The following is a 21291-nucleotide window of genomic DNA, read 5'->3' as shown; positions in this document are numbered from 1 at the left end:
TCTCACGTGACTGAATCCAATTGGCGTATCGGCCTGCCACTCGCCCTCATCACCGCTTTTATGTGGGCCCTGCTGCCCATCGCTCTGAAAGGCCTGATCGACACCATCAGCGCCGCCACCGCCACCTGGTATCGGTTTGTGGGGGCCGCATTACTGGCTGGCACCTACTACGCCTGGACCCGGCAACTGAATTTGAGCCGGCTGCTGCGCAGACCCTTGCTGCCTTTCACCGCCATCGCCGTAGCCGGCCTCTTATGCAACTATTTGACCTATGCCACCGGCCTGCACTTCATCACACCCGGGGCGGCCCAGGTAGTCATTCAGCTAGCGCCACTGCTGCTAATGGTTTCCAGCGTATTGTGGCTGGGAGAACACTTCTCCCCGCGTCAGTGGCTGGGCGTAATCATGGTCACCGGCGGCCTGCTCCTGTTCTTCAACCAGCGCCTGCCGGAACTGTTCAGTGGGGCCAACACTGACTACCTGCTGGGGCTGGGGCTCATAGTGGTCGCGGCCCTGGGCTGGGCCGCCTACGGCTTCTTTCAGAAAAAGATCCTGGCCCAGGCCAGGCCCCAGGATCTGCTGGTTCTGATTTATCTCGCCGGCACCCTCTGCTTTCTGCCATTGGCGGAGCCGCTCAGTGTTAGCGCACTGGATGGACCCAGCCGGATTTTACTGCTGTTCCTCACCGCAAACACTCTGATTGCCTACGGCGCCTTCAGCAAAGCCCTGACGGTTTGGGAAGCCTCCCGGGTGAGCGCTACACTCGCCCTCATACCCCTGCTGACACTGGGGTTGAGCACAGTGATCGGTGCCCTCTGGCCCGGGTACATAGAAGTAGAGCCACTAAACTGGATCAGCTGGCTGGGGGCAGCGCTGGTGGTCTGCGGCTCCCTGTTTGCCGCCATAGGCCGGGGCCGATAGGAACCCCACGAGGGCCGCAATCGAATCCCTCAGTCAAGCTAACTTACTGAATTAGAAGCGAAAACAAGGGGTTGACAGCCCCGGCCCGGCACCTGATAATGCGCGCCCTCGGTCAGCCGCAACGACCAATGGCAAGGTAGCTCAGCCGGTTAGAGCGCAGCACTCATAATGCTGAGGTCGGGAGTTCAAGTCTCCCCCTTGCTACCATTTTCTTTTCCAGTCGGGAGCAAACTGTTCTCGGCAAAGATACTGGGGCGTAGCCAAGCGGTAAGGCAGCGGGTTTTGATCCCGTCATGCGTAGGTTCGAATCCTACCGCCCCAGCCATATCACCCATCTCAATTTAGGACACCGGGCTATCCATTGACAGGGTCACAAGCCCCTCCAGCAGACCTACTTGAGATGAACCGGGCAAGCACCCAGTACCTCCCCACCAGAAAGTACCTTGCAGCAAGTTGGCACAAGGTGCGGATACAAGCTCAAGGAACTGGAAATATGCCGCTGGGGCACGCTGCGCAGATAAAACTCCACCTGAGGCTGGCAGGGTAATTAGAATAGAGGAAACGCAACCCTCAAACCCTCTGTGGCACAGCCCCGCAGACTCGGGACTGTCGAGTAGCTGCCGATTGCCATCGACAGTGCCGCCAGAACCACCTGTGTGCTTCTCGATGAAACAGTCGGCAACCAAACAGCTCCTCTAGGATCTATCTGATTGCCGCTTCTCCCCACCAGAGACTTATTTCGCCCCAGGTCAGGCCGCTCAAATATAACCCGGGATCCTCAATGGTTAAACAGCCTCAGGCATTATTGGTCGCGTGCATTTTGGCCAGACGGGTCAGCTGATGCATGGAGCTGAGCTGACAGTAGAGCGGCGGCAGGAAGCCTCGCTTGTGGAAATCAGCAAAGTCGTCCGCAGATAGCTCGTTCAACTTTTTTTCATTAACCATATGAAGGCCGTTCAAGTTGATCTTCTCGGCACCGGCGGTAACGGTGACGGTCTGCTCCATCAACAGGTCCTTCTCCACCAATACCTGTACAAACGCACGGGTCATCTGGTCGCTTTCCAAATAGCCCACCAGGCTCTCTTTTTTGGCCTTGAGGTATTCAGATTCACTCCCCTCTTCCGTAAACAGTGGATTACCTTCCTCCTCATTCACCAGCGGGCTGTTTTCGATGATACCAACCATCAGCTGACCCTCTTCCTTGCCACTTGGAGCGAGCAAAAATGGGTGGTTGCGAATACTGGCGGGCAGGAAAACACCCTGCCAATTACCATCGGCATCGAGGAAAAGGTTTTCACCTACCTTGAGGCCTAACAGGGCAACAGCCTGATACTGTTCAGATTCGGAATTCTTGACAAAAACAATCGGATATTCAGCCCCCAGACGAGTCATCTCGTGTGCGGTCACTGGTACCATATGTGCCTTTTTGACGTGATCAAAGCCCCCCAGCTCGCGAACTTTCAGCTTGTGGTGGGCTTCTTTACTCAAGGGGACAATCTTTGGGGCTTCGTTATCGGTCATACAACACCATCAGATCAGTTGGTTATTCTGGTTTAGCGAATCCGACAGTATATTTTCCGCACAGGAAAAGGGAAGCATTAACCGCAGCTTTCGCGCAAACCAACTTAAACCGGCTTTTGACGAAACCCCGTAGAGGTTAAAATATACACGCCTGTGACCGATTAGTCATATTGTGGAAAATCCGTACCGGTATGCCTTCTCCACCAGCTCCCGCTGCAATGGCAATTCCCCGGCAAGCCTCTCGTTCAACTGCCGAACTTCCTTAAAGTGGCTTCTCGCCAATGCCTCATCCCCGAAAGCGCTCCGGTTCATAGTCAGGTCGGTACGAAAACCCATACCGTAGAGAACAAAAAGGTAGCTATCCAGGACGAAGGGTTCGAACGCATGATCGAAGTCAAACCTGCTTGGCGGGTGGAAGCGCCAGTACTCCAACCGCTCTCTGAGGCTTTCGGGCACTGTCGCCGGGTCACGGTTATCGATCCAATACTGTGTATCGCACCGCCGGGAAATACAATAATGTAGTTTTATGAAGTCAACCGTTTTGTCCCAACGATACGCAAATATCTTATTGTACTTTTTCTCTACCAGAGGCATTGCCTCCCTCACCCGGGGAAACTGTTCCGCCAGCATATTAGCCCCCGCCTCTATCAGAAAAATAGCGGATGCTTCCAGAGGCTCTATAAAAGCTGCGGACATTCCCAGTGCGACACAGTTGTTCTTCCAGAACTGACGGCGATAGCCCAAAGAAAAATTTATCTTGCGTACATCCAACGTTTTGCCCCGGGGCCCGATATATTCACGCAATATCCGCTCCGCTTCATCGCGCTCGCAATGACTATTACTGTATACCATCCCCACGCCCCGCCGTGTATGAAGACCGATATCCCAGGTCCAGCCAATACTGTGGGCCGTGGCAATTGTATGCGTCGCTATCGGCGCATCCTCAGATTCATAGGGAACCTGGACTGCAAGCGCAGTGTCGTTAAACACCGTATCCCGGATCGACTTCCACCCTACACCCAATGCTTCACCCAGCAGCAGCGCTCGCGAGCCACTGCAATCCACAAAAAAATCTGCCTCCAGTTCCGGAAATTGTGCGTGGTCTGTCGCCACACCCTCAATAAATCCATCGTGCCCGACTTTTACCTGGGTTACATTGGCGCGAATATGGCGCACGCCCAGATTTTCTGTGCAGTGGCGGGTCAGAAATGACGCAAATTTGTGCGCATCCAGGTGATAAGAATAATTCTGAATGGCCATATAGGCGGGAGTGGTGATCTTCTTGGGGGCGAGGCCATTGCGACAGGTAAACACCTGGCTTGCCGAAGCTTCATCATAAGCATTGCCACCTGCTTCTCCCAGCAACCAGTAGGGTGCCAGGTTAAACTCGTGGGCCGAATGAAAAACAGCACTGAGGGGATGAAAGTAGCCGTGTCGGCCGGCCTGCTCCGGATTATCCCTCCAGTTAATGAACTCCGAGCCCTGCTTGAAGGTCGCTTCACACTCGCGCATGAAAGCACCTTCATTAACCCCTATTGTCTGCAGGGTCGTCCGCATCGTCGGCCAGGTACCCTCACCCACACCCATAATCGGCACATTGGGTGACTCCACCAAAGTAATTTTCACCGCATCCTGGCCACGGACATTGAGCCGGGCAGCCAAGATCCCCGCCGCAAGCCAGCCGGCTGTACCACCCCCGACGATCAATATTTCATCTGTTCGCCGTTGCATCTGCCCCCCTTCGCGGCTTGCCTGCCCAGTGTCATTTTATCTATTCTCCTTGCGGTGAATCAGCGATTGCACCATACCGGTAGATACAACAAGTGCGTAAATTACGGGCAGCAATGCCTTGCGGCGTAACTCCAGAAAGTCCGCATCCGGCAAATCATTCAAACGGCTTTCGTCAATAACATAGAATCCGGTCAGATCATACGGTTCTTCACCACTTAACTGCACCGTCAGCCGGCGAGGAGTCAGAAGTTGCTTCTCTATTAAGAGGTCAATCAAGTGCCCGGTGCCACGCATACGGCGCTCAGTTTCGAGCAGTGCTTTTGAGCGATTCTGCAAAAACTCGGTTTGATCGCCCCCATCAGTAAATAATCGCTCCCCGCCCGGCTCTGCAAAACCAGGGGCCTCCTCATCAATGCAAACCACAGCCTGGTCTCCATTGTCTGGATTTGCAATCAACACAAATGGATAGTCTTTCACCTGCCGAGGAATATAGGCTCCCCCCCAAGCTTCCATTTCGGCAAACAGATTTTCACCAGGTCGCAACCCTGTTAGGACTACCAGGTTAAACTGCCCGGTAGAGGAGTCCTTGACAAAAAGAACCGGATAACTCCGGCTGGCTTGTAAAACTTCATGAAGAGTCAGGGGAAGTATATGGCTCTTATCCGCGTGCGGAAAGGCGGGATCCAAACGCAAAGTCAAATCCCGGTGGTCCGCCTTATTTAGGGGCTTGATACGAGCCATGAATTTTTCTCCTGAATTATCAGATTTTTGGCATTCCAAAACGAATAACTTTCTCTACCAGTGTTCTGTGGTCGGGGAGTTCATTCGCCAGGGCGGCTTTGATCTTATCCACTTGATTTAAACGCCTTACCGCCTCCTCCTTGAAAGCAAGGCGCTGAGTTTCGACCTGATATCCACTGGCTTGCATTCCATAGAGTACATGCTGGTAGCTTTCCTGAGGGAAGGGCTCAAAGGTACTGCTGAACTGATACTTGCTGACACCGTGGCTACGCCAGTAGGCTAGATCGTCCGACAGGGATGCCGGTATTGTTTCCGGGAGCCGGTTATCCTGCCAGAATTTTCCGGTTCGTTCAGAAAGTACATAATGCATTTTGATAAAGTCGATAGTCCTTTTCCATCGAAAACTCATGGACTGATTGAACACTTTGCGCACGTACGGCATATCTCCGCGAGTTCGGGGCAACATCTCCGCCAGCATATTCGCGGCCGCCTCAACCAAAAAGATGGCGGATGCCTCAAGGGGCTCGACGAAAGCTGCCGACAGACCAATTGCCAGGCAGTTATTGTGCCAAAATTGCTTCCGGTAACCAATATTCATGCGAATGGTACGGGACTTTAGTTCCCTCACATCCATCACACCTGTGTCGACGAGATATTTGCGTAACGTCGCTTCTGCCTCGTCATCACTCACATGTGCGGACGAAAAAACATGTCCCGTGCCGCGCCGGTTTTGTAACGAGATATCCCAGATCCAGCCGGCATCCTGCGCTGTGGATTTGGTAAAGCAGGGAATAGGGGCATCATCACTGGAATAAGGGGCTTGAATCGCTATGGCGGAATCTGTCAACAGAATATCGTTTATCGATTCGAAATCGATTCCACACGCCTTACCCAGCAACAGGCTGCGAAAGCCGCTGCAATCGACAAAAAGATCCCCCTCAATCTCACGGCCATCCGATAATTGGAGCGCGGCTATATCTCCATTTTCCGCCCACCGAACCCCATGGAAGTTCCCCTCACAGTGTTTCACGCCAAGCCGTTCAATAGCGTGTTTGGCGAGAAATTTTGAAAAAGACCCCGCATCCAGATGATAGGCATAACTGATCAGCCCATCGTACTGACGGGTCGTGACTTGCTTCGGCGCAAGCCCTAACTCGCAGACGTGAGCCTGAGCGCTGACCGCATCGGCATAGGCTTTTTCTCCAGCTAGGCCCGCCAACCAATAGGGTGCCAGGTTAAAATCGGCAGGATCAAAAATCGAACCAAATAAATGATAGTAATGTCGGTCAGTACCACTAGCATCCATCCGCCAGTTTACGAAGCGGGTCCCCTGCTTGAAGGTAGCCTTGCATTCACGCAGGAAGTCACCCTCATCAATACCAAGCTCCGCCAGTGTTTTACGCATCGTTGGCCAAGTACCCTCACCTACGCCGATAATCGGAATATTGAGAGACTCTATCAAAGTCACCTTATAATCGATGTTGTTAGAAAGGCTGAGCTGTCGGGCAAGCTTGGCGGCAGTTATCCAGCCTGCGGTGCCCCCTCCGAGAATTACTATTGATCTGACTTTGCTTTGATTTACGTCCACCCTGTACCTCTGGGGGCTTTATTCTGATTATTTGCGATGGATTTTCTCCGTTTTCTGCATGCCCGGCAACCTGAAACAGAGAAAGGAAGGCCCCAGCCTTCCTTTTTTCTGCTACTGCGGGCACAGGTTACTGTCCCTTTGACTATTTTTCCCTACAGACGATAACTGGCTTTCAGGAAGTAGCGTGTACCATTGTCGTTAGATACACGCAGGGTTCCCAGACCATCACCATGTAGTTCGCGGGTGACCTCACCCAGTAGATTTACACCTTCCAGGCTGATATCGAGGTTTTCCAATACGTGCCAGGTCAGTGAACCATCCAGAAAAGCCTGATCAGCAAACACACTACTGCCGCCAATACCCAGGCCCTCAGCCAGAAATTCGTCCCGATAGGTATAGGCGAGACGCGCGGACAAAAAATTGTTCTCATAGTAACCGGTCAGGTTGTACGAGTTCTTGGAAGTGCCCGGCAGATCGATGGAGTTACCGCTGGCATCTTCACCTTCACCTTCTACATATGTGTAGTTGGCGACCACGCCGAATTCATTGAAGTTCTGCTGGTATTGTAATTCAAGACCCTGCAATTTGCCGCCACGCCCCTGAGTTGGTACGCCCACCTGCCAAGTACTGCCATTGATCTCCATTGGCACCGTGGACTGCACTACAAAAGACTGGATATCTTTGGAAAAGACCGTCACCGAAGCCAGTGCCTCTTCTGAAAAATACCATTCCAGCCCAATGTCGGTCTGCGTCGCTCGGAACGGATCGATTTCTATGTTTCCTGAGTTAGCCTGCTGAGTGACAATACTGCTGATGCTGATCACCGGCGTCAGCTGCGAGTAGCCAGGACGACTCATCACACGTGCGGCAGACATCCGCATGATCACGTCTTCGGATATGTCAATCGCCAGGTTCATACTAGGCAGCCAATCGGAGTAGTCCGCCCGCAGGGATTCCTTGCCCTCCTCATAGACAGCCACCGTCACTTCCTCGTCATCAATCATCCGAGTTTCAGGATGGAACCTGTGGCGGGTACCAGTCACGTCGGTGCCGACGTAGCGCACACCGACGTTACCGCGGTAGCTTTCACCTTCAAAGTCGGCCTGCACATATAATGCGGTGATGTCTTCTTCCACTTCACCCCACGCGGCTCGGTCGAAGCCATTAAAAAAATTCAGGCCATTATCCGTAGCAGTGGAATTTTCGTCGACATAGGCTTTATATGCGTCGGCATCGAGGCGGACGAAGGAGGTAAAGGAACCGAACAGGCCCTCACCGGAATGCTTGATAGTACCATCGGCGAAATCCTCCAAACTGTCGATACCGGACAGGTCAGCATCACGTGAGTACGAGGAGGTGGTAAAGGCGTGCTGACGTATTTTCAAGCCGGTTTTGAATCTGCTGATGGCACCCCACTCCACGTCAAAGCCGAGGTCTACTTGACCATAGGTTTCTTCATCAGTCAGGTCCAGTGAGTTGACACCGCCCCAAACAAACTTTTGCCAGCTCGGGTCCGCTGGATCGACACCTTGCGGAGCGATCATCATGCCGCTGGTACCGTCAAAATTGTAGTCGATGGTGATGCCTTCGGCTGCGAGAGCGTTGGTTCCCCAACCACCATTGTAGTTGCCGCCGTTACCGCCATTGGCCTGGGTCATACCTAGTGCGCCGTGCACGGTATAGCTATCCCCTTGAAAATCACCAGTGAAACTGACCACTTCGGAATCCATTACCGCATTGCGGCTGTTGGTGTCCTGCACCAACCAGAAGTTGTCTGTGGCGGTACCGATAGTCGGATAGCCACCCGGTGTTGTACGGGAACCGGATGCTGCGGTGATGACTGAATCCGGGTTGGGAATAACCAGGAAGTTTTGATTGGTGTTTTCCGCATCAATTTCTGTGGCGAAATAGTGCAGGCCAAGTTCAAGGCTGTCGCTAGGGCGAAACTGCGCGGTAATATCAAACGCTTCGCGTACGCGGTCCTGATTGAACTCGGCGATACCCGCTCCCGCCCAGCCTTCTTCCCAATAGTTTTCTCCTTTGTGAGCGCGACCAATGGTTTCCACACGAGAAACTGCGGCCAAAACACCGAAGGTTTCAGCGTCATTTTTCCAGCTGGCCAAGCTACTGAGACCCAAGCCCACATCTTCGTCGTCTATGGTGTTGGTCATCATCTCAGAAGACGCATACACAGTCAGAGGATCAAGCTCAAGGGGCTTGCGGGTATTAACCACTACGGTGCCACCAACACCACCTTCATCCTGGGAGGCCACCGGCGATTTATAAACTTCAACACTGGATACCATCTCAGATGGCATCAGATCCATGTTGAAGCTGCGTTTGTTCGCCTGCTGAGAGAACCAACCAGTGGAAGCAACGAACTGTCCGTTCAACAAAACCTGAGTCAACTCCGGATTGGTACCACGAATGGAGACCTCGTTGCCCTCACCGGTAAAGCCGCGGTTGATAGATACACCGGACACACGCTGCAGGGATTCCGCAATATTCTTGTCCGGAAACTTGCCGATATCTTCGGCCGATATTGCATCAACTACAGCATTGGCATCACGCTTGGTATTGAGGGCGGACTGGAGCGCACCGCGAATGCCGACCACTGTGATTTCTTCCAAAGCCTCGTCGGGCTGAGCGGTTGCCAGCGGCACCATCAGGCCACCACTAAGCACCGCCGCGCTGACAGACAACGCGAGTTTATTGCGCTTATACATCGTGTTTCCCTTCCTTTCTTATTGATATAAAAGGTTTATTTGGATTTTTTACCTTGCACTGCCAAATGATAGCGCTGTCATAAAAAGATGATAGCGCTGTCATCTAACTGAAAACCATACACAGAAAAAAATCAAAAAGCTACCGCTTTGCGAGGAAATAGCACTTTGGAAACAGCGATTTGCGATTACTTCACCTTCACCGCGACATAAAAAGGTCAAGAGCTAACACAAACCAACCGAAATAATTTATATATCTTTTATGAAGAAAAAAAATAAAAGTAATTTATGGCACAAAAGTCAAAATAATCGAACTGCTTTTCATTCTTAAGACATAATCATTGAGGTACCGGGAGTTTACCCGGGCTGCGCAGGCAGACCCATGACCTCTTTGTAATCAGTAACTTTGTGATTCTGGCGTCCATTTGATAACCCTCGGTACCCTGTCGAAATTTCTCATGGGAGGATCAGTTGAACACTCCCATTTAACGCGCCGACCAGCTAATAGGTCCATACCACGCCTGCTGGACACCTCCAGCGTTGTCGCTATCCGTCATAATAGCAATCGCTTTGATCTCGTCGATATCTTTGTTAAAAAAGCGCTTGAAATCAGCGACCACATCGCGACGCTGTTGATGCCACTGGCCATCATTGCCTGTCTGCAATACCACCATTTGAGCATTTTTTGGCACAAAGGGATTGCGCCAGCTCTCGCCTATGGCTTCCTGACTGCTCCAAATGTAATTCAGGGCAATAGTTTGCCAGGGAAATGGCCCGGTCTTTGCGACCACATAAACCCTAGCCGCAAAATCATCTCCATGCTTTAACCGCTCCTGGCTGTTCTGCCTGGGCAGGGCCCGCCATTGCCACTGCAAGATCGGTTTCTTACTAACATCAAAGTCTTTTTCAAAAAACAAACCCGAAGCACTGTTGTCCGCCTTGGCAGCGACCACTGCCATGTCTTGCTGTTCGTCCAGCCGATACTGTGTTTCGCCTACAAAACTGCGATCTTCCCAGTTAACTATCTGCTGGGCATCGTATTCTTCTGCCACCGCCAAAGGCCCAAATGTCATCGTTGCCATCAGGGTAAAAATTGTTCTTTTCATCAGCTTCCTCTTACTACTAACGTCCACAAAAAAAGCCCATAGATCACTATTTAACCAGTACTCATTTCGTACAGCCGTTAACAATTGACAGGCTCAAGCCTTTCGCCAGCTGTTTCACATTGCCATATCAGCCCTCGCTGGCCAGTTCCAGGTGTTAAATGGCACTATTCCAGTGTTTGGCAGGTAACGATGGATAAAGTTTCACCCGGAATGGATTGGGGAAAAGCCTGTATTGTGCGGTGGACGACATGCCACAGAAGCAAATTATTGCGACCAGAAGAGGAGATGAAGTCACACGCTATAAATACACAACCTATTTTTCTAATTTTTTCTCAATAGTTGGTATATGGTATCCATTAACATAAAAAGGTCCGGTGGATATGCAACAAAGCGGGGCTCAGCTACCACAGGCGCCAGCACCACAAAGCAGCCCTAGCAGGCTGTTGATTTTGTCGCCTGGGAACATTGGGTTAGATACAATACGGAAAACTATAACCCACAGAGGATTTCGGTTCAGTGCGCGGTATGGATGTTTTTCAGGAGTCTCTTTTCACAACAGTGCAGTTGGAATCGTTTGTTCCAGCAGATCACCCACTGAGGCCGATCAAAGCGCTCCTGGATGAGGCGATGAAGAACTTCAACTGGCTCTTCAGCAGCATCTATTGCGAAACCGGCAGGGAGTCCATTCCGCCAGAACGCCTTATCAGGGCTCAGTTGCTCCAGGTGCTTTACAGCATCCGCAGTGAACGGCAGCTGGTTGAACAGATCAACTACAACCTCCTGTATCGGTGGTTTGTCGGCTTAACGATTGATGACAACGTCTGGAATCACTCCACATTCAGCATTAATCGGGATCGGCTGCTGGAAAACGATGTGATTACGGAGCTGTTCGAAGAGGTGGTTGAGCTGGCTCGTAAACGCAAGCTTCTTTCCGACGAGCACTTCAGCGTAGACGGCACCCTGATTCAAGCCTGGGCTTCGCAAAAGAGCTATCGCCGTAAAGATGACAATAGCGATCCTCCTGCGGGCGGTGGTCGCAACCGCGAAGCGAATTTCCACGGTGAAAAGCGCAGTAACGTTACCCACGAGTCGAAGACGGACGGTGATGCGCGGATGGCCAGGAAAGGCCCTGGTAAAGAAGCCAAGCTGTCGTACATGGGTCATACCGTGATGGAAAACCGTAACGGGCTGATTGTTAAGGCTGCGGCCAGTCTCGCTACTGGCAAAGCTGAGCGGGAAGTAGCAGCGGACTTGCTGGCGGAACTTCCCGGTATGAAGAAGCGCACGGTTGGTGCAGACAAGAACTATGACACCGCCGGGTTCGTGGAAGATTGCAGGGCCATGAATATGACGCCCCATGTTGCCCGGAATGACAATCGTATTGGAGGCTCTGCCATTGATGGTCGCACCAGCCGGCACGCTGGCTACCAGATCAGCCATCGGAGCAGAAAGCGGGTAGAAGAACCATTTGGCTGGGGTAAGTCAATTGGTCTCATCAGGCAGATGAAAGTACGCGGTTTATCGAAAGTGAACAGTGTCTTTATGCTGACGATGATTGGCTGGAACCTGACTCGAATGAGGGCGTTACAGGGATAGTCCGTCTTGAAGGCGGGGAAAGCCTGCCACCGAGGCCCGTAAGGGTGAAAAATGGCCTTAAATCGTCCATTTAGGCCGAGAATTTCAGATTCAAACGGTCAACGTGTTCGAATTTGGGTGAAAATCAACAGCCTGCTAGTTTAATGATCATACAGGTTACTTGCTCCCCAAGGCGAAACTGGCCAAAGGGTTCTATGATAGAAAAGGCAGTTCTGGGTATAGCCGTATCCGGCTACTTACATGGCTACTTATCGCAAGTCACAATACATAGATTTCATTCAATCGGCTCGCTAGCGTTAGGCCGAATAATTCTACACATGCAACTCAATCGGCAAGTAAATGTCTGTTATTATCTCATTCTCCGTTATTTCCGGGAAAAAAGAAATTCTTTCCAGAAAAACAGGGAAGTCTCTAAGCTGATAATCAGATTTCGCGAGCCACCTTGAGTATAGGTAACTCACAGCCACGCCCAATGAATCATCACTTCCTATGTGCCGAATTACTGCACAGGTCCCTGCAGGTATAACTTTATTCAAGATTCCATTTGTATCTTCCTTCACTTTTTTTTCAATAGAACAACACAAATCAAATCTATACTCATCCGGAGCAGTAAAGTTTGGGTCATCGTACAGCAAATTAAACGTCTTACTCTTGTCGGGAGACAAGCGATTTTTCTTCCTCCACTCTATAAATTTTTTTATAGTTTCGCCAAGTAATTTTGGCGCACCTCTATGTTCCATTACTGCCACTAATGTTGCAGGAAACTCAACCAATTGCACATCAAAGTTTGCCTGATCCTTCATAAGTTTTATCCTTAGCCTCGAAATAGGTTCATATTTAGAATACCAAAGAGTCCAATCAGGAACCCGCCTGAAAGCGGAAGGGCTTTTATTGAATAGTTTTTTGAAAGCGCGACAAAAAGCTTCGTGACTTTCATAGCCGTTAGCCAGAGCAATATCAACGATCTTCGCATCACCACGGTAGGCAAGTTGATATGCCGCTCTTTTAAGCCTGAGCAGCTTAACGAGGGACATAACCGATATACCAAAGAATGCCGAGCACTGTCTGTGAAAATGATATTTTGACAGATAGGTCAGCTGACACAATTTATCAATATCGAGAGCAGAATCAAGATTTGCCTCTATATAGCGAATAACTTCACAAAACCGGTCCTGGTACTTCAACATCTCAACAACCCTTTCTCCTTAGCTCCTTGATAATAAAAACCATCAGGTTATCAATCTTGACTAAAGTTGCTGAATATTAATGAGTACATTAGATTTATATAGCGAGTACCATAGCCACTATTATCCACGCCGCCACTTAGCAATTGATTCTGCATCCAATTATCAAAGAGTGGCTGCAATCAGTTACACAAACTTAACTGCACAAAACAAAGCTGATCATGACTGGTATCCCATAAATCACTAACGGGTATAGTGCCATATATTCATTATTTTTAAACTACCCAGACCTCCCTATCGAAACAGCAGTCAAAAGGACTCCACGGGTGTCAGGGAGTGGTAAAGGGAGGAGAGAACCCTTCCTTTACACAGAGATATAGAATGGACTTACGGAAATTTCGTGGGAAATTTACTCAACTTCCTTGATCCGCATTGAGCTGGTGTGCCCACCCGCATTGAGCCGCTCTCCCTGGGTGATCAATACACGCTGGCCTTTCTGCAATTCAATATGGGAGCCCAATACCTGGATGATCGACTCGGTCAGATGCCCGAGTGGCACCGACGCTGGATCAAAGTCTCCGGGTTCCACACCGCGTAGCAGCACCAGCTGGCGCGCCACGCGCGGGTGGCGGGTCAGGGCATAGATAGGCAGACGGGTAGAGGCTCTGGACATGATGCGTGGCGTGCGCCCGGATTCGGTCAGCGCCACCACGGCGCAGAGGTTTTCCACCCTCGCGGCCACGTCGATTGCGGCCTGGGCAATAACTGTGTCGATACGGTCAGAGGCGCTCTGCTGCGCTGCCGGTCGCGCGACACTACCCAGATATCCTTCCGCACCTACAATGACTTCACTCATGGATTCCACTGCTGCCACGGGGAATTCACCCGCGGCCGTTTCAGCGGACAGCATCACTGCATCGGTACCATCGAGCACGGCGTTGGCCACATCCATCACCTCCGCACGGGTAGGGGTAGGGCTGGTGATCATGGACTCCATCATCTGGGTCGCGGTAATCACACCCCGGTCCAGCGCATTGGCACGATTGATGAGTTTTTTCTGCACCCCGATCAGCGCTGCGTCGCCTATCTCTACACCCAGATCACCACGGGCCACCATGATCGCATCGGAGGCGAGTATCAGGCTGTCCATCTGGGCATCGTCCCGGACCGCTTCCGCCCGCTCGATCTTTGCAACTATGGCCGCCTGGCTTCCCACCTGGCGCAGGGCGGCGCGCGCAGTATCGAGATCTTCCGCGCTGCGCGGAAAACTCACCGCGAGAAAATCCACATCCAATTCCGCCGCCAATTGGATATCCCTGTAGTCCTTGTCGGTCAGGGCAGACGCGGAGAGGCCGCCACCGAGCAAATTAATACCTTTGTTGTCGGACAACTGGCCACCCTGCAGTACACGACAAAAAAGCTTGTCCGCGGTCTTGCCGGTAACTTCCAGCCGGATTTTGCCGTCGTCCAGCAACAGAAGATTACCGGCCTGGCAGTCGTCCACCAGGCTCGGGTAATCGACCCCGACACGCTGCTCATCCCCACCCTCGGGCGGGCAGTTGAGGTCCAAGGTGAACTCGCTGTCGTTTTCCAGCCAGATACTGCCCTCGGCAAAGCGGGCGATGCGGATCTTTGGTCCCTGTAAATCCCCCAGCACAGCGATCAGCTTGCCCTGGGCTGCGGCGGCCCGGCGCACCTCCTCGACCCGGCGGCGATGATCCCCGGCTTCACCGTGGGAAAAATTGAGCCGCACTATGTTCACGCCGGCCCTGACCATTTCCTCGATGACCCTCGGCTTGTCGGTGCCCGGTCCCAGGGTTGCTACGATTTTTGTATGTCGAATCATAATTACGCGGTTTCCGCCATTTGCTCTTGCGCTTGCAGCACTTCCGCCATGACCAGACTGGTGTCGAGCATGCGGTGCGAAAAGCCCCATTCATTGTCGTACCAGGCCATCACCTTGACCAGGTTGCCGTTGACGCGGGTGTGATTGGCGTCAAAGTGGCTGGATGCGGTAGTGTGATTGAAATCCACCGACACCAGGGGCTGGGCACAATAAGTTAACACGCCGCGGCTGTCCTGTGCCGCTTTTCGCAGGATGCTGTTGACTTCATCGACGCTGGTTTCGCGGCCGACCACAAACTGGCAATCAACCAGGGACACGTTGCTCACGGGCACCCGCACTGCCATCCCGTCCAGTCTGCCCTTGAGTTCCGGCAATACCAACCCCACTGCGGCGGCGGCACCGGTTTTGGTGGGAATCATGTTGTCCGCCGCGGCCCGTGCGCGATAGATATCGGCATGCACCGCGTCCTGCGTATTTTGGTCGTTGGTGTAGGCGTGTACTGTGGTCATGAAGCCGCGCTCAATCCCCAGTGCAGCATGCAGGGCCCGGGCCACCGGCGCCAGGCAATTGGTGGTACATGAGGCATTGGAAACGATATTGTGACCGGGCTTGAGCTTGTCTTCGTTCACCCCATACACCACGGTCAGATCTGCATCCCTGGATGGCGCAGAAATCAGAACCGCACGCGCGCCTGCGGCCAGGTGTGCGGACGCCGCCTCCCGATCGGTAAAGCGGCCGGTGCACTCAAGCACCAGATCGACATCCAGTTTGTCCCAGGGTAATTTGCTGGGGTCCCGCTCCCGACAGACCTGTACCCGGTCGCCGTCGATCACCAGTGCATCCCCTTCCGTTGATACCGGCGTATTGAAGCGTCCATGCACAGTATCGAAGCGCGTCAAATGCGCATTGGCCTCCACCGGAGCGAGATCATTGATGGCCACCAGACAGATACGATCCGTGTAGGCGGATTCGTAAATCGCGCGGGTAACATTGCGACCGATGCGGCCATAGCCATTGATGGCAATCCTCAGTTTCATTGCGGGAGCCTCTGTATTTTTACCTTCATCTTAAATTAGCGGTATATACCGACTAGTTTGCGCTGCCACCGGACTCAAACCTTACGGTTGTGCAAGGGCCTTTGCCTGAGCGGCCAGACGGGTGATTTCCGCCCAGTTTTTCTCCTCTACCAATCTGGGATTCGCCATCCAGGAGCCGCCGACGCAAACGACATTGCCCAGGCGCAGGTAGTCAGGTGCATTGGCTGGGCCTATACCGCCGGTAGGGCAGAAGTTTACCTGTGGCAGAGGGCCGGCCATGGACTTCAACATCGCAGCGCCACCGGCGGCTTCGGCGGGAAAGAACTTCTGGTAGCGATAGCCACGTTCGAGCAACTCCATCACCTGGGAAGGGCTGGTGCCCCCTGGCAGCAGCGGTATCTCGGCCGTTTCGGCCGCATCCAGCAGTGCCGGCGTGGCCCCCGGACTGACCGCGAAGCTTGCACCGGCATCCGCAGACCTGCGCAGATCCTCACCGTTGAGTACCGTCCCGGTGCCCACATGGGCCTCGGGGAGGTGCTTACTGATCTCCGTAACCGCCGCCAGCGCCGCTTCGGTGCGCAGGGTCACTTCAAGCACGTTCAATCCACCAGCAAACAGTGCCCGCGCCAGTGGCACGGCATCTTCGCTGCGGTCGATCACCAGCACCGGCACTACACCGGCCTGCTCCAATATGGGTGCAAGTTTCTGTTGCATAACTCTTTCCAAAAATACCTATTTTGTTGCCCTTTCTACGGAGACCAGTAGACAGTGACCGGAGTCTGCCCCTGCCTGAAGAGGCTGCGTACGGGCATGGCCAGCTCGTCGCTGCCGAGCAGCGCCTCGCGGTAGACACAGAGCTTCTCTTCACCGGTAATCAGCAGTTTGATATCGCGCGCGTGCAGAATTGCCGCCAGTGTGAGAGTCATCCGCTCGGTATAGTCGCCGGTCACTTTACTGGGCAGGGCGGTGATGGCACTGCACAGTTGTTTACCGGCGGGGTCCAGCGCGGCTTTTAAACCCTCCGCGTGGGGAAACAGGGAAGCGGTATGCCCGTCACTGCCCATGCCCAGCACACAGACGTCATAAGGCTGTACCAGACGACTGTAGCGGTGTTCACACTCACCCTGCCCTTCCCCGGCCGTACGGTGCTCTGTCTTCATGCCCAGCAAGGGGGCCTCCCCCGCATAGTTTTGCCGCAGGGACTGCTCGATAAACGCCTGGTTGCTGCCACTGTCGTTTTTGCCCACCCAGCGTTCATCCACCAGTGCCACGGTGATATCAGACCAGGGCAGTGGTCGCTTAGACAGTTCCCGGTAAACCGGCTCCGGGGTACTTCCACCGGAAACCAGAAAACTCGCAGCTCCCCTGTCCCGGATACCCTTTTGCAGGCCACAGGCACAGTCGTTTGCCAGCGCCTGCACCAAACGTTCCCGGTCGGGGTAAAATTTCTCTTCTGTCATCATGGTCTTGAACTCAAACTGGGCCCTGAGCGGGGTCGGCTGCCGGCTAATGTTTGCGTCACTTTCTGTCGCGACCTCATTTACTTGGCGTTAAACCAGTGGCGCCCGTCCTGCTCCAGCAGAACATCGGAGGACTCGGGTCCCCAGCTGCCGGCGCGATAGAGTTGCGGCTGGTTTTGGGTCTCACGCCAGTGCTCCACAATCGGGTCTATCCACGCCCAGGCCGCGGCCACTTCTTCCCTGTGGATAAAAAGCGCTGAGTTGTTGGCCGCGGCATCCAACATCAGGCGTTTGTAGGCGTCGCTGCGGAAGCTGTCGTAGGTGTCGGAGAGCGTCAGATTCAATTCCACCGGTTGCAGCTCCATGGATAGGCTGTCCATCTTCTTGGCCATTAACACAAGCTTGATGCTCTCTTCCGGTTGCAGCCGGATCACTAGCCGGTTGGGTATCACTTCGCCGGCTGACTGTGGATATACCCGGTGTGACACTTTCTTGTACTGAATCACGATTTCCGCACAGCGCTTTTCCATACGCTTGCCGGTGCGCAGGTAGAAAGGCACTCCCGCCCAGCGCCAGTTATCGATATGTGCGCGAATTGCCACGAAGGTTTCCGTACCACTGGATGCCGCCTGTAACTCTTCCAGGTAACCCAGCACCAATTCTTCGCCCACACCACCGGCGACGTACTGACCGCGCACAGTGTTGTTATCCACTGTCTCACCCACCAGCGGGCGCAGCGCCTCCAACACCTTGATCTTTTCCGCGCGGATATTTTTCGCCGTCATGCTGTTGGGCGATTCCATTGCGATAAGGCACAGCAGCTGCAGTAAATGATTTTGCACCATATCCCGCAGGGCACCGGTCGCATCGTAAAAGCCGGCACGGCCCTCCAGGCCGACGGTTTCGGAAATACTGATCTGGATATGGTCAATGGTCTGCGCGTCCCAGAGGTGTTCGAACAGGACGTTGCTGAAACGCAGTGCCAGTAAATTCTGGACCGTTTCCTTGCCGAGATAGTGGTCAATGCGAAAAATATGCGCTTCCGGGAAGTGGCTGGCGATCTTGCCGTTGATTTCGTCGGAGGTCTGCGCGTTGTAGCCCAGCGGTTTTTCCACTACCACGCGGGACTGCTCGCTGATCAGCCCTTTGAGCGACAAATTCTCGCAACAGGGACCGAATACTGCCGGCGGGACAGCCAGATAAAAAATCCTTACCCTATCCCCCTCGGCACCCAGGATATCCGCCAATTGATCCCAGTGGGCGTCCGGCACGGCGATATCCAGAACCACCGAGTGCAGCAGCTGGCTGAACTCCCGCCACACAGAATCACTGTACTCACCGGCGCGGAGATGGGTCTGCAGGGCTGTCTGCGCTGTCTCCAGATACAGATCCGCGTCTTCCCGGCGGCGGCACACCGGCAGGATCCGACAGCCTTCGGCAAGACTGCCTTCCATGTATGCGCGATAGAGGGCCGGTATCAGTTTTCGCAGGGCCAGATCACCGCGACCGCCAAACAACACCACATCAAAAGGGTTAACCATAGATTTTCGCTCTAATTTTCCGTTTCCTGCCCTGTGCCCTGGAGCCCGTGGATTCAATCAATAGAGGATGCTGGCACCGCTCTCGGCACCGCTTGCCAGCGCACGCGCATTGGCGAACAGTTCGCGCCCCATACCGCGGGCATGGCTACTCAGATCCCCTCGGGCAGCCTCGCGCGCAGCCAGTTCCGCCTCATCCACATGGACCACCAGGGAACCCGCCTCCGAGTCCAGCTCAATCATGTCGCCGTCGCGCAGCCGCGCTATGGACCCGCCTTCAGCCGCCTCGGGCGATACATGAATCGCTGCCGGCACTTTGCCGGACGCTCCGGACATACGACCGTCGGTAACCAATGCCACCTTGTAACCGCGATCCTGCAGCACCCCCAGGATGGGAGTCAGTTTATGCAGCTCCGGCATACCATTGGCTTGCGGTCCCTGAAAGCGCACCACGGCGATAAAATCTCTTTCCAGTTCACCGGCCTTGAAGCTTTCCAGCAGCGCATCCTGACTTTCGAACACTATGGCTGGCGCCTTGATATGGAGCTGCTCCGATTTCAGGGCCGACACCTTGATAACACTTTTGCCAAGATTCCCTTCCAGCAACTGCAAGCCGCCATGCTCCAGGAAGGGGTTATTGGCGGGCCGGATAATGGTGGCATCGCCGCTCTCCGCCGGTGTGGGACGCCAGACCACCCCTTGCCGATCCTCGCTCAGGAAGGGGTCGTGACAGTAGGGCTTCAACCCGGACTGGCCGAGAATGGTATGCACGTCGTCGTGCAGCAAACCCGCGTCCAGCAACTCGCGGATCAGCAGCTGCATACCTCCGGCGGCAGCGAACTGATTGATATCCGCTGTCCCGTTGGGGTAGACGTGGCAGAGCAGTGGCACCACCCTGGACAGTTCCGCCATATCCCGCCAGGTAATCTGAATCCCCGCCGCGCGGGCCATGGCGATCAGGTGCAGGGTATGGTTGGTCGACCCACCAGTGGCCAGCAGGCCGACTATGCCGTTGACGAAAGTCTTCTCAGAGAGAACCCTGGCCAGGGGTGTGTACTGGCTGGGTTCGGTAATCTGTGCCAATTGCCTTACCGCGGCTTCGCTCAGGGCGTCGCGCAGCTCGGTGCCCGGGTTCACGAAGGAACTGCCGGGCAGTTGCAGCCCCATTATTTCCACCAGCATCTGATTGCTGTTGGCGGTACCGTAAAAGGTGCAGGTTCCCGGACTGTGATAAGACGCGCATTCCGCCGCCAGCAATTCCTCCCGGCTGGCCTTGCCCTCGGCGTACAGCTGCCGCACCCGTACCTTTTCCGTGTTGGCAATACCGGTGGGCATAGGGCCCGCGGGTACGAATACTGCCGGCAGGTGGCCGAATGCCAGCGCACCGATGATCAGCCCCGGTACAATCTTGTCGCAGATGCCCAGATACAGGCCACCTTCAAATACATCGTGGGACAGGGAGATGGCGGTGGCCATGGCTATGACATCGCGGGAAAACAGGCTGAGTTCCATCCCCGCCCTGCCCTGCGTCACCCCATCGCACATAGCCGGCACACCACCGGCCACCTGCGCGGTCGCACCGCAGTTGGCAGCGGCCTGCTTTAATTTTTGCGGATAGGTGCCATAGGGCTGATGTGCCGACAGCATATCGTTGTAGGCGGTGACTATGGCCAGATTGGGGCCGCGACCGGAGGCGATCAGGTTTTTCTCCCGCTCCCCGGAAGCCGCAATTGCATGGGCCAGGTTGCCGCAAGACAGATGGCTGGCTGCGCGACCCTCCCGGCGTGCATGCTCCACCTGTGCCAGGTACTGTCCGCGCGTCTCTTCGCTGCGCTCGACGATACGCTCAGTTACTGCTTTTAACTTGCTGTGCACCATGTAGCATCCGCTCTGTTGTTCACTGTAGGGTGGCTTCCAGGCACTTGTGCCTGTGTGCCGAAAACCTTCGACTGGCAAGATAGTGACTGCGCCTGGACAATTTGGGCTGCCAGCTGCCCCCCTCTTACAGCAACACTATCGTCGGCCTGACGAAAGTTTTTGTAATGTGATGTTCCAGGGTGACCAAAGTGGCCGCGAAATGCGCATGGCCCCCTTGATAAGATAGCGTTACCGGATTGATTCCCCCCGAACCCGGCCCAACGCGGACCCATTGCTGCCTGCCTGTTCTTCTGGCTTCTAAAGCGCCACCTAACGGATCTGCACCCAATTTGCTCGTGACAGGCGCCTTGCCCCCTACTGGGAATATCGGGCAGGCCACCCGAAATGGTTCATCAGAGCGCTATTATGTAGTAAAACTACA

The 21291-nt window shown here is 53.9% G+C and carries 15 protein-coding genes and 2 tRNA genes; 4 read left to right on the top strand and 13 right to left on the bottom strand.

Going from position 1 to position 21291, the window contains the following annotated elements:
- Positions 1-6: 6 nt before the first annotated feature.
- From ABVT36_RS00625 to ABVT36_RS00615, 3 genes are all read left to right on the top strand, one after another.
- On the top strand, positions 7-921 hold the full coding sequence (locus tag ABVT36_RS00625) for a DMT family transporter (protein ID WP_368454809.1): 915 nt from the start codon (positions 7-9) through the stop codon (positions 919-921).
- 130 nt (positions 922-1051) lie between these two features.
- Positions 1052-1128 (top strand) — tRNA-Met (locus ABVT36_RS00620).
- A 43-nt stretch (positions 1129-1171) separates the two neighbouring features.
- Positions 1172-1246 (top strand) — tRNA-Gln (locus tag ABVT36_RS00615).
- 470 nt (positions 1247-1716) lie between these two features.
- On the opposite strand, the gene ABVT36_RS00610 is transcribed toward ABVT36_RS00615, so the two are convergent.
- From ABVT36_RS00610 to ABVT36_RS00585, 6 genes are all read right to left on the bottom strand, one after another.
- Complete coding sequence (locus ABVT36_RS00610; protein ID WP_367148413.1) at positions 1717-2442, bottom strand: SapC family protein; 726 nt, start codon at positions 2440-2442, stop codon at positions 1717-1719.
- 165 nt (positions 2443-2607) lie between these two features.
- On the bottom strand, positions 2608-4173 hold the full coding sequence (locus ABVT36_RS00605; RefSeq protein ID WP_368454808.1) for a tryptophan halogenase family protein: 1566 nt from the start codon (positions 4171-4173) through the stop codon (positions 2608-2610).
- A 36-nt stretch (positions 4174-4209) separates the two neighbouring features.
- Positions 4210-4914 (bottom strand): SapC family protein, encoded by a 705-nt coding sequence (locus tag ABVT36_RS00600; protein WP_368454807.1) that lies wholly within the window; start codon positions 4912-4914, stop codon positions 4210-4212.
- A 19-nt stretch (positions 4915-4933) separates the two neighbouring features.
- Positions 4934-6502 carry a tryptophan halogenase family protein gene (locus ABVT36_RS00595; protein WP_368454806.1) on the bottom strand — a complete coding sequence of 523 codons (1569 nt, stop codon included), beginning with the start codon at positions 6500-6502 and terminating at the stop codon, positions 4934-4936.
- A 152-nt stretch (positions 6503-6654) separates the two neighbouring features.
- Positions 6655-9228, bottom strand: coding sequence for a TonB-dependent receptor (locus ABVT36_RS00590; RefSeq protein WP_368454804.1), 2574 nt, complete (start codon positions 9226-9228; stop codon positions 6655-6657).
- Between the two features lie 482 nt (positions 9229-9710).
- Positions 9711-10331 carry a DUF3047 domain-containing protein gene (locus tag ABVT36_RS00585; protein WP_368454803.1) on the bottom strand — a complete coding sequence of 207 codons (621 nt, stop codon included), beginning with the start codon at positions 10329-10331 and terminating at the stop codon, positions 9711-9713.
- A 525-nt stretch (positions 10332-10856) separates the two neighbouring features.
- On the opposite strand from ABVT36_RS00585, the gene ABVT36_RS00580 reads away from it, so the two are divergent.
- Entirely contained in the window at positions 10857-11927 is a 1071-nt protein-coding gene (locus ABVT36_RS00580; RefSeq protein ID WP_368454802.1) for an IS5 family transposase, read from the top strand.
- A gap of 311 nt (positions 11928-12238) precedes the next feature.
- Here the strand turns inward: ABVT36_RS00580 and ABVT36_RS00575 are convergent, their stop codons facing one another.
- From ABVT36_RS00575 to edd, 7 genes are all read right to left on the bottom strand, one after another.
- Positions 12239-13114 (bottom strand): GyrI-like domain-containing protein, encoded by an 876-nt coding sequence (locus tag ABVT36_RS00575; RefSeq protein WP_368454801.1) that lies wholly within the window; start codon positions 13112-13114, stop codon positions 12239-12241.
- A gap of 406 nt (positions 13115-13520) precedes the next feature.
- Entirely contained in the window at positions 13521-14957 is a 1437-nt protein-coding gene (gene pyk, locus ABVT36_RS00570; RefSeq protein WP_367148419.1) for a pyruvate kinase, read from the bottom strand.
- Positions 14958-14959: 2 nt separating this feature from the next.
- Positions 14960-15994, bottom strand: coding sequence for a type I glyceraldehyde-3-phosphate dehydrogenase (gene gap, locus ABVT36_RS00565; protein ID WP_368454800.1), 1035 nt, complete (start codon positions 15992-15994; stop codon positions 14960-14962).
- Between the two features lie 81 nt (positions 15995-16075).
- Positions 16076-16708: a bifunctional 4-hydroxy-2-oxoglutarate aldolase/2-dehydro-3-deoxy-phosphogluconate aldolase gene (eda, locus tag ABVT36_RS00560; protein ID WP_367148421.1), complete on the bottom strand. Its 633-nt coding sequence runs from the start codon at positions 16706-16708 to the stop codon at positions 16076-16078.
- A 35-nt stretch (positions 16709-16743) separates the two neighbouring features.
- A complete protein-coding gene (pgl, locus tag ABVT36_RS00555; protein ID WP_368454799.1) occupies positions 16744-17457 on the bottom strand; it encodes a 6-phosphogluconolactonase in 714 nt (237 codons plus the stop codon).
- Between the two features lie 77 nt (positions 17458-17534).
- On the bottom strand, positions 17535-18995 hold the full coding sequence (gene zwf / locus ABVT36_RS00550; RefSeq protein ID WP_368454798.1) for a glucose-6-phosphate dehydrogenase: 1461 nt from the start codon (positions 18993-18995) through the stop codon (positions 17535-17537).
- 57 nt (positions 18996-19052) lie between these two features.
- Positions 19053-20870 (bottom strand): phosphogluconate dehydratase, encoded by a 1818-nt coding sequence (gene edd, locus ABVT36_RS00545; RefSeq protein ID WP_368454797.1) that lies wholly within the window; start codon positions 20868-20870, stop codon positions 19053-19055.
- Between the last annotated feature and the right edge of the window lie 421 nt (positions 20871-21291).

This window comes from Microbulbifer sp. TYP-18, from assembly GCF_040932045.1.
In the GTDB taxonomy this organism is placed as follows: Bacteria; Pseudomonadota; Gammaproteobacteria; order Pseudomonadales; family Cellvibrionaceae; genus Microbulbifer.
The sequence above is the reverse complement of the archived record's forward strand: the minus strand, read 5'-3'. Positions and strand labels throughout refer to the sequence as shown.

What these genes read in the sequence shown, in the direction of transcription:
- ABVT36_RS00610 (WP_367148413.1), bottom strand. Translation starts at nt 2,442, where the DNA reads ATGACCGATAACGAAGCCCCAAAGATTGTCCCCTTGAGTAAAGAAGCC.
- ABVT36_RS00605 (WP_368454808.1), bottom strand. Translation starts at nt 4,173, where the DNA reads ATGCAACGGCGAACAGATGAAATATTGATCGTCGGGGGTGGTACAGCC.
- eda (WP_367148421.1), bottom strand. Translation starts at nt 16,708, where the DNA reads ATGCAACAGAAACTTGCACCCATATTGGAGCAGGCCGGTGTAGTGCCG.
- gap (WP_368454800.1), bottom strand. Translation starts at nt 15,994, where the DNA reads ATGAAACTGAGGATTGCCATCAATGGCTATGGCCGCATCGGTCGCAAT.
- zwf (WP_368454798.1), bottom strand. Translation starts at nt 18,995, where the DNA reads ATGGTTAACCCTTTTGATGTGGTGTTGTTTGGCGGTCGCGGTGATCTG.
- edd (WP_368454797.1), bottom strand. Translation starts at nt 20,870, where the DNA reads ATGGTGCACAGCAAGTTAAAAGCAGTAACTGAGCGTATCGTCGAGCGC.
- ABVT36_RS00590 (WP_368454804.1), bottom strand. Translation starts at nt 9,228, where the DNA reads ATGTATAAGCGCAATAAACTCGCGTTGTCTGTCAGCGCGGCGGTGCTT.
- ABVT36_RS00600 (WP_368454807.1), bottom strand. Translation starts at nt 4,914, where the DNA reads ATGGCTCGTATCAAGCCCCTAAATAAGGCGGACCACCGGGATTTGACT.
- ABVT36_RS00580 (WP_368454802.1), top strand. Translation starts at nt 10,857, where the DNA reads ATGGATGTTTTTCAGGAGTCTCTTTTCACAACAGTGCAGTTGGAATCG.
- ABVT36_RS00575 (WP_368454801.1), bottom strand. Translation starts at nt 13,114, where the DNA reads ATGTTGAAGTACCAGGACCGGTTTTGTGAAGTTATTCGCTATATAGAG.
- ABVT36_RS00585 (WP_368454803.1), bottom strand. Translation starts at nt 10,331, where the DNA reads ATGAAAAGAACAATTTTTACCCTGATGGCAACGATGACATTTGGGCCT.
- pyk (WP_367148419.1), bottom strand. Translation starts at nt 14,957, where the DNA reads ATGATTCGACATACAAAAATCGTAGCAACCCTGGGACCGGGCACCGAC.
- pgl (WP_368454799.1), bottom strand. Translation starts at nt 17,457, where the DNA reads ATGATGACAGAAGAGAAATTTTACCCCGACCGGGAACGTTTGGTGCAG.